The following is an 8,991-nucleotide window of genomic DNA, read 5'->3' on the forward strand; positions in this document are numbered from 1 at the left end:
TCCGGCGCGTCCGATCGACACGGATCCGCTGCGTTTCGGTGAGACGCCGATCCTCGGGCTCGACCAGGTGCCCGCTACCAGCGGCGGTGCTCGCCGCTTCCGCGGTAGTCGGGCCAGGGCAGATCGATCGGCGCCTCGAAGTCGCTCGGCAGCAGCGCGGGCATGGGATCCGCCGCGGTGCGCTCCTCGAACTCCGTCTTCGCGGCATCGAGCAGCCCGGGCCTGGTGAGCAGGTCGATGAAGGTACCGGCCACGGTCTTGCCCGCGACGTCGATCGTTGGGCTGATCGTGGCGGGGATGCCGCCGAGCGCGTTCATCACCCAGGCCGAGTACGCGCCGCGGCCCGGCGCCGGCCGCAGCGCCGGGCGCGAGACGTAGAACCGCACGGTCGGGGCGTAGTGGGTCATCTCGACATAGTCGTCGCTCGTCCAGTTGCGTTGCCAGGGCGGCATGTGCTCGCGCAGCGCGCGCTCGGCGTCCTGCGGGGCGATGAGCCGCTCGGTCTCGGCGAGGAACGGGCGCTCCATCGGCTCGATCCCGAGCTCGCGTTGGATCTCGCGGGCGACCTCGACCGCCTCGGCGCCGTAGATCGGCGCCCCGATCTCCTCGAGGTTGGCGTAGAGCACCTCGGCCATCGCGTGGTTGGTGCGGCCCGGGCGGCTGCGTGCCACCCACGTCTCCTCGAGCCCGCAGTGCGCCACCTCGGCCGCGTGCCTCGCGTTGCGGTCGAGCACGGCGAGCACGTGCTCCGCCATCTCGATGTCGGGTGTGCGCCAGGAGAACTGGATCCGAGCCGCGCGCGCGGGCAGGTTGTCGGCGGTCGCCTGGCCGTCGAGCAGGATCGCGTCCGAGATGCTCCAGCCGCCGACGCTCGGGAGCATGGCGTCCTGCATCACGCGGGAGGCCGTGTACATCTGCATGAGCGCCACGTTGGCCCCGGGCGCACGCGCGGCCGAGTGGGAGGCGGGGATCGGCGAGTTGGGATCCGCGGAGACCTGCCAGGTCTCCGCGCTGTCGCAGGTGAAGGTGTAGACCTTGCTGTAGTAGGCGCCGCACTGGGTGTCCCAGCGAGCCGTGTTGCAGAGCGGCAGCATGTAGAAGGGGTGGAAGCTGACGATCGCGTCGACGTCGTCGTAGTACCCGCGCAGGCCGTGGACCACCTTCGAGCCGTGCATCTTCTCGGCGGGCTCGCCCGTGTACTTCAGCGTGCCCGGGATGCCGTGCGTCTCCATGGCGTGCTTCGTTCCGAGCAGGCCGGCGAGCGTGGAGATGCCGAGCACCGAGTGCGGATCCGTGTGGCCCGGAGCGAAACGGCTGAGGCCCTCCTGGGGCTGTTCGCTGGTCGTGGCGGCCTGACTGTTGCCGGGCACGGCGTCGTACTCGGCGTAGCTGAGCACGGTGGGCCCGTCGCCGTTCGACCAGACGGCGCTGAACGCCGTCGGCATCCCCCCGGATCCGGCCTCGACCTCGAAGCCCTCGGCCCGCAGGCGCTCCACGTACCAGTCGGCGGAGCGGTACTCGCGCCAGGCGGGCTCCGCGTACTCCCAGATGCGGGTGTGCCACTCGGTGAGGCGCTCGAGGTGGTCATCGATCCAGGCCCTGGCCGTGGTCTTCGCCGCGGCGCTCAGTTCCAGGCCCGCGTCGGGGGCGACACCCATGTCGGCCTCCTCGTTCGTTCGATCCGGGCGATCTACCGACAGCCTGGCCGCTTTTCGTCGAGCCGTCAACGCAGCATCGCGACCGGAGATCGCGGTCGTGCTCTCCGAACGCCTGGCGCTAGACCGTCAGGCGGTCCTTCACGACGGCGGCGAGATCGGCGGCCAGCCGATGGGCCTGGTCCTCGTGCTCGGCCTCGACCATGACCCGCACGACCGGTTCGGTGCCCGATGGGCGCAGCAGCACGCGACCCTTGCCGCCGAGCACGATCTCGGCCTGCGAGACCGCCTGCTGCAGCACCGCGTCGCCGTGCACGCCGGAGCGATCGACCCCGCGCACGTTGACGAGCACCTGCGGGTACACGGTCATGCACTGCGCGAGCTCCTCGAGGCTCTTGCCGCTGCGCACGACCTCGGCCGCGATGTGCAGGCCGGTGAGGATCCCGTCGCCCGTCGTCGCGTGCTCGCTCATGATCACGTGGCCGGACTGCTCACCGCCGAGCGAGTAGCCGTTGGCGTTGATCTCCTCGAGGACGTAGCGATCGCCCACACCGGTTTCGACGACGTCGATGCCGTTGTCGGCCATGGCCAGCTTGAGGCCGAGGTTGCTCATCACCGTGGCGACGAGCGTGTTCTTCGCGAGCTTGCCGCGCGAGGCCATCGAGAGGGCGAGGATGGCCATGATCCGGTCGCCGTCCACGACGTTGCCGCGGCCGTCGACGGCGAGGCAGCGGTCGGCGTCGCCGTCGTGCGCCACGCCGAGGTCCGCACCGGTCTCGCGCACCGTCTCGATCAGCTGTTCGAGGTGCGTCGATCCGATGCCGTCGTTGATGTTGAAGCCGTCGGGGTCGTTGCCGATCACCGTGACCCTCGCCCCGGCGTCGGTGAAGACGTCGGGAGAGATGCCCGCCGCCGCGCCGTGCGCGCAGTCGAGCACGACGTGCAGCCCGTCCAGCCGCACGCCCTCGAGCGTGCCCAGCAGGTGCACCAGATAGCGGTCCTCGGCGTCGGCGAAGAGCCGGATCCTGCCCACCTCGCGGCCGGTGGTGCCGACCAACGGGCCGCCCATCGCGGCCTCGATCTGATCCTCCACCTCGTCGGGCAGCTTGCGCCCGCCCTGGGCGAAGAACTTGATCCCGTTGTCGGGCGCCGGGTTGTGCGAGGCCGAGACCATCACCCCAAAGTCCGCACCGGTGTCGGCCACGAGGTACGCGGCGGCGGGGGTCGGGATCACCCCGGCGTCGAGCACGTCGATGCCCGCCGAGGCGAGGCCGGCCGCGACCGCGGCGGAGATGAACTCGCCGGAGACGCGCGGATCGCGCGCGACCACGGCGGTAGCGCGACGGCTCTCGCTCCGGGCGTTGCGCCCGAGAACGAGAGCCGCAGCGTGAGCGAGGTTCAGGGCCAGCTCGGCGGTCACATCGACCCCGGCCAGACCCCGAACCCCGTCGGTGCCGAACAGGCGTGCCATAGTGCAGGCAGTCCCGGCGCTGGTTAGCGCTTCGAGTACTGCGGAGCCTTGCGGGCCTTCTTGAGACCGGCCTTCTTGCGCTCGATGACGCGGGCGTCGCGGCTCAGGAAGCCGGCCTTCTTCAGGGTCGGGCGGTTGTGCTCGGCGTCGATCTCGTTGAGCGCGCGGGCGATCGCGAGGCGCAGCGCGCCGGCCTGGCCCGAGGGGCCGCCGCCGCCGATGCGGGCGATCACGTCGTACGAGCCGTTGAGCTCGAGCACGGTGAAGGGGTCGGTGATCAGCTGCTGGTGCAGCTTGTTCGGGAAGTACTCGGCCAGCTCGCGGCCATTGACGGTCATGGTGCCGTTGCCGGGCACGAGGCGCACGCGGGCGATGGCCTGCTTGCGACGGCCGACGGCCGCACCGGGGACGGTGAGCGCCGGGCGGGGGGTCTGCGCGGCGGCGCCGGCCTGGCCGGCGGGGGTCTCGGTGGTGTAGCTCTCGGGGGCCACGGTCTGCTCTTCAGTCACTTGAAGTCTCTTCTCTCGTCGTAACAGTCTGGTAGCCGCGTTACTGCGCGACCTGGCCGATGGTGTAGGCGGTCGGCTGCTGGGCCGCGTGCGGGTGCTCGGCGCCCGCGTAGACCTTCAGCTTGCGGAACTGGTCGCGACCGAGCGAGTTCTTCGGGAGCATGCCGCGGATGGCCTTCTCGACGGCGCGCTCGGGGTTCTTCTCGAGCAGCTCGGTGTAGCTGACCGAGCGCAGGCCGCCCGGGTAGCCCGAGTGGCGGTAGGCCCGCTTCTGCTCGGCCTTGTTCGCGGTCAGGACGACCTTGTCGGCGTTGATGATGATCACGTGATCGCCCATGTCCATGTGGGGGGCGAAGGTGGTCTTGTGCTTGCCGCGGAGGAGGGCGGCGGCGGTCGAGGCCAGGCGGCCGAGAACCACGTCGGTGGCATCGATGACGAGCCAGTCGTGCTTCTGCTCAGCTGCCTTCGGCGAGTACGTGCGAGTCACTATCGTGCTGCTTTCTGTCGAAATGGAGGTGTTCGTGGATCCCGCTCCGTGCCCGGTCCCTGACGGGTGCTCGGGCCGTGGAGGGCTCAACAAATCGGATGCTTGCGCACCAAGGATCTACTTTATCACAGGTTCGGGATCGCGGCCGGCGGATCGCTCTGCGGGTCGGGGCCGCCCTGCGGAGCCGGGGCGCTCTGCGGGCCCGCGCCGGAGGGGGCCAGTGGCGCGCGCCGCGCCCGGGTGCGCTCCGCCCGCTCGGCGAGTTCCGTGTACGGTGGGTAGGCGATCTCCTCGAGCGAGAGCCCGTGCGCGGGCATCACGGTGAAGCGGCTCGTACGCCGGCGCGCGTGCAGCAGCTCGTCGAGCTCCGTCTCCGCGATCCTGCCGGACCCGACCGCGACGACGCCGCCGACGAGGGCGCGGACCATCGAGTGGCAGAAGGCGTCCGCCTCGATGCGGGCCGCGTATGCTCCGTCGTCGGTCACCCGCCAGCTGAAGTCGAGGAGCGTGCGCACGGCGGTCGCGCCGTCGCGGGCCTTGCAGAAGCTCGTGAAGTCGTTGAGGCCGAGCAGCCTCTCCGACGCCCGTCGCATGCGGTGCAGATCCAGTTCTCGGGGCACGTCCGCCGTGAACCGGGCCGTGAGCGGATCCCTTCGGCTCCCCTCGCCGCGCAGGCGGTACTCGTACCGTCGGCGCAGCGCCGAGAAGCGGGCGTCGAAGGCGGCGGGGACCTCGCGCACCGAGTGCACGACGATGTCGGCGGCGCTGCGCTTCAGCACCCCGTTGACGCGGCGGGCGCGGAGCCGCGCGGCCTCCGCGGATCCCGCGTCCGGGTCCCCGGCGCGAGCCCGCCGGCCGCTCCACTTCTCGAGCTGACTCTCCGAGACGTCGACGTGCGCGACCTGACCGCGGGCGTGCACCCCCGCATCGGTGCGCCCGCCGACGGTGAGCGAGACCGACTCGGCGGGCACCCTCAGCAGCACCGCGATCGCCGCCTCCAGCTCGCCCTGCACCGTGCGCAGCCCGGGCTGACCGGCCCAGCCGTGGAAGTCCGTGCCGTCGTACCCGAGGTCGAGGCGCAGGCGGCGCGCGCCGCCCTCGCGAGTCGTCGCGCCCGGCGGCCCGGGGGCGGAGCCGGGAACGGGTGCAGGGCGTGATGCGGGCGTGTCCACACCCCGATCCTGCCAGAAATCCTCTCAGGCCCGATCGTTAAGATGATCCGATACCCAGGGACACCCGGAACCCCTGCTTCATCACCGCCGCGCACGTCGCAGCAGTGTTCCCGCCCCAGGAGATCGCCCCCAATGCCTCAGACCGCGCGCCCGGCCACCCCGAGCCTCCGTCGCTTCGGCGGGCTCGACGGGCTCCGCGCGATCGCCGTGGGTCTCGTGCTCGTCTACCACCTCTTCCCCGGAGCGCTCCGCGGCGGCTTCCTGGGAGTCGACGTCTTCTTCGCCATCAGCGGCTTCCTGATCACGTCGCTGCTGCTCCGCGAGCTGCAGCTCACGGGCGGCATCCGCCTCGGGGCCTTCTGGCGCCGCCGCGCGAGACGTCTGCTGCCCGCGCTCGGGCTCACGCTCCTCGTCGGAACGGCGCTGGGCCTCCTCGCGGGCGGGGACGCGCTCGTCGGCGTCGGCGGGCAGCTCGCGGGCGCGGCGCTCTTCGTCAGCAACTGGGTGTTCGTGGCGACGGGGGCCGACTACTTCGCCCGGGATACGCCGGAGCTCTTCCGCAACACGTGGTCGCTCTCGATCGAGGAGCAGTTCTACCTCGCGCTCCCGCTGCTGCTGCTCCTGCTCATCCGGTTCAGGCGGCGGGCGGCGCTCGTGGTCCCGCTCATGGTCCTCGGCCTCGGTTCCGCGGTGCTGATGGCCGGTCTCTCCGCCGCCGGTCAGGATCCGACCCGGATCTACTTCGGCTCTGACACGCACGTCTTCGGCCTGCTGCTCGGAGCCGCCCTCGCCTGCGCCGTGCAGCGGGAGCCCCGAGCCGCGGCGGAGCCTGAGCCCGTCGTGGAGGCCGAAGACCCGATACCGGTGATCCGGATCCCCGCATCCCGCGCAAAGACGGTCGGCAGGCAGATCGGGTGCCTGCTCACGGCGGCCGCCGGCCTCTCCGTGCTGGGATACCTCTCGGCGACGCTGCCCGAGGCCGGCCCCGAGAGCTTCCGCGGAGGCTTCCAGCTCGCGACAGCGGCCTCCCTGGCCACGGTGTGGGCCGTCACACGTCCCGGCGCGTGGGCCGGTACCGCCCTCGACGCGGCGCCGCTGCGCTGGATCGGCGAACGGTCGTACGGGATCTATCTCTGGCACTGGCCCCTGCTCGTGATCTTCACCCAGGCGCTCGGGCCCCGCAGCGGTGCGGGTCTCCCACTCCTCGCCGTGGGGGCGCTCACCCTCGTCGTGACGATCGCCGTCGCGGCGCTCTCGTACCGCTATGTGGAGCAGCCCATCAGGCGACTCGGGCTGCGCAGGTCGATCGCGCTGCTCTTCGCTCCGCGGAAGAGGAGCCGCCGGCGCCTCGTGGTCGCCTCGGCGCTCGGGGCCGTGCTGCTCGTCACCGTTCCCGCGACAGTGGTCGCCGTCGTGAACGCGCCCGACCGGAGCTCCGCCGCCGACGCCATCGCGCGCGGCCAGGAGGCCCTGGACGAGCGCGACGCGGAGGGCGGGGATGCCGAGAAGGCCGAGGACCAGGCCGAGGACCAGGCCGAGCCCGGCTCCGAGAAGGGCGCCGACGAGCCGGCGCCCGAGGTCGTGGACGTCGAGGGCCGCGACATGTTCGCGATCGGCGACTCGGTGATGCTCGCCAGCCTGCCCGAGCTGGACGAGGCCTTCCCGGGCATCAGCGTCGACGCCGCCGTCTCCCGAGGCCTCGGCGCCGGTGTCGGGATCGTCGAGCAGCAGGCGGGCCAGGATTCGCTGCGCAGCGTCATCGTGATCGGGCTCGGAACGAACGGCCCGGTCGACGCCGCCGACCTCGACGCGATCCGGCAGTTCGTCGGCGACCGCCCGATCGTGCTGGTGAACGCCCACGGCGAGCGCGACTGGATCCCGGGGGTCAATGCGCTGCTCGCCGACTACGCGGCCGCCCACCGCGGCGTCGTCCTGGCCGACTGGGACGGCACGATCGCGCCGCATCCCGATCTGCTCGCCGGAGACGGGATCCATCCCGGTCCGAGCGGCGGCGCCCTGTACGCGGAGACGGTGCAGCAGGCCCTGGACGAGCTCGAACAGCCCGGTGAGGCCATCGGCTACGCCGCTCCCCGACGCTGAGGCGACGATGCAGTGACGTTCCGCCTCGCCGCTCAGCCGCCGGAGCGGCCCGGGTCGCCTGAGCGCTCACGGCCGCGGGGGCGGAGGCACGTCCAGGCCGAGACGGGGCGCGGGCAGGCCGAACTCGTTCCTGAGCGCGGAGATCGCCGCGTACCAGCCCGACAGCCCGTGGACGCCCGGGCCCGGGGACGCCGAGGACGAGGCGAGGTAGATGCCCGGCGTGGGTGAGCGCCAGGGATCCCGACTCGCCACCGGCCGCGCGAGGAGCTGCCCCAGCCGCACCGCGCCCGAGCTGAAGTCGCCGCCGACGTAGTTCCGGTTGTACACGGAGAGTTCGGCGGCGGTCGTCTGCTGCACGCCGACGATCCTGTCGCGGAACCCGGGCGCGAAGCGCTCGATCTGCCGGATCACTCGTTCGCGCATGTCGAGGCGCGACCCCCGCGGCACATGCGTGTAGCTCCAGACCGCGTGACTCCCGGCCGGGTTGCGCCCCGGATCGAACGCCGTCGGCTGGGCGAGCAGCACGTAGGGCCGTTCGGGGTGGGCTCCACGGGACACCTCGCGCTCCGCCGCCGCGATCTCGGATCGGGAGCCCCCGATGTGCACGGTAGCCGTCTCCGCGACGCGCGGATCGGCCCAGGGGATCGGCCCGTCGAGCAGGAGATCGAGCTTCGTCGCACCATCCCCGTACTCGAAGCGCTCGAGGGCCCTCCGATACCTCGGGGGCAGCCGCTCGCCGGCGATGCGCGCCAGCCCCCGCGCCGAGGTGTCGAACAGCAGCGCGCCGTATCCGCCGAGCTCTCGCGCGTCGTCGATCGCGTGGCCGGTCTCGATCCTGCCTCCGTGCCTCAGCAGATCGTCGGCGAGCACGTCGGAGATCCTCCGGGAGCCGCCGACCGGCACCGGCCAGCCGCGCGCGTGGCCCAGCGCCCCCAGGAGCAGGCCGGCGGCCGCGCCCGCGAGCGCCGGCATCCTGCCGACGGTGTGCGCGGCGACGCCGCCGAACAGCGCGGGGGCCGCCTCCTCGTGGAAGCGCAGGTTCCAGAGGGGCCCGCCCTGCTCGATCGTCCGCAGAGCGGCGACCACCGCGCCCGGAACGTCACGCGGCCACCGGAGCACGCTCCCGCCGAGCGCGAAGTCGACCACCCCTTCCAGTCGGTCCAGCACGGGCCGGTAGAAGCGACGGTAGGCCTCGCCGTCGCGGCCGAGCTCGGCCGCGGTACGATCGATGTCCCGGAACGCGACCGCCGCGGCTCCCCCGTCGAGGGGATTCGCGTAGGAGGCGTCGGGAACCGCGAACCGCATCCGCCGCTCGAGTTCGAACTCGCGGAAGAACGGGGTCGCGAGCGCGAGCGGGTGGATCGCGGAGCAGACGTCGTGCAGCACGCCCGGCCGCACCGCCTCGCTCGTGCGGGTGCCGCCGCCGATCGTCTCCGCCGCTTCGAACAGGGTGACCGGCACGCCGGCGCGGGCGAGCGTCACCGCCGCTGCGAGCCCGTTGGGCCCGGAGCCGATGACGGCCGCCGACTGCGCTTCCCCCATGCCTCGAGGCTAGCCCCTCTCGTCGGGCCCTTCGGGGCATAAAAAAAGGGGCGTG

General features: G+C 72.2%; 7 protein-coding genes. 1 reads left to right on the forward strand and 6 read right to left on the reverse strand.

Translation table 11 applies throughout. The annotated features are described in order from the left end of the window. Positions 1-74: 74 nt before the first annotated feature. From JD276_RS11975 to truA, 5 genes are all read right to left on the reverse strand, one after another. Positions 75-1,658 carry a zinc-binding metallopeptidase family protein gene (locus JD276_RS11975; protein ID WP_200115881.1) on the reverse strand — a complete coding sequence of 528 codons (1,584 nt, stop codon included), beginning with the start codon at positions 1,656-1,658 and terminating at the stop codon, positions 75-77. Positions 1,659-1,776: 118 nt separating this feature from the next. After that, positions 1,777-3,126: a phosphoglucosamine mutase gene (gene glmM / locus JD276_RS11980; RefSeq protein WP_200115882.1), complete on the reverse strand. Its 1,350-nt coding sequence runs from the start codon at positions 3,124-3,126 to the stop codon at positions 1,777-1,779. 23 nt (positions 3,127-3,149) lie between these two features. Continuing rightward, positions 3,150-3,635, reverse strand: a complete 486-nt coding sequence (gene rpsI / locus JD276_RS11985; protein WP_200115883.1) for a 30S ribosomal protein S9 — start codon at positions 3,633-3,635, stop codon at positions 3,150-3,152. 40 nt (positions 3,636-3,675) lie between these two features. After that, a complete protein-coding gene (gene rplM / locus JD276_RS11990; protein WP_200115884.1) occupies positions 3,676-4,122 on the reverse strand; it encodes a 50S ribosomal protein L13 in 447 nt (148 codons plus the stop codon). A gap of 125 nt (positions 4,123-4,247) precedes the next feature. After that, on the reverse strand, positions 4,248-5,204 hold the full coding sequence (gene truA / locus JD276_RS11995) for a tRNA pseudouridine(38-40) synthase TruA (RefSeq protein WP_233615662.1): 957 nt from the start codon (positions 5,202-5,204) through the stop codon (positions 4,248-4,250). A 222-nt stretch (positions 5,205-5,426) separates the two neighbouring features. Here truA and JD276_RS12000 point away from each other — a divergent pair, with 222 nt between their 5' ends. Further along, positions 5,427-7,394 (forward strand): acyltransferase family protein, encoded by a 1,968-nt coding sequence (locus JD276_RS12000; protein ID WP_200115886.1) that lies wholly within the window; start codon positions 5,427-5,429, stop codon positions 7,392-7,394. Positions 7,395-7,460: 66 nt separating this feature from the next. Here the strand turns inward: JD276_RS12000 and JD276_RS12005 are convergent, their stop codons facing one another. After that, entirely contained in the window at positions 7,461-8,936 is a 1,476-nt protein-coding gene (locus JD276_RS12005) for a phytoene desaturase family protein (protein WP_200115887.1), read from the reverse strand. Positions 8,937-8,991: the final 55 nt, after the last annotated feature.

This window comes from Leucobacter chromiisoli (assembly GCF_016522505.1).
Taxonomy (GTDB): Bacteria; Actinomycetota; Actinomycetes; order Actinomycetales; family Microbacteriaceae; genus Leucobacter; species Leucobacter chromiisoli.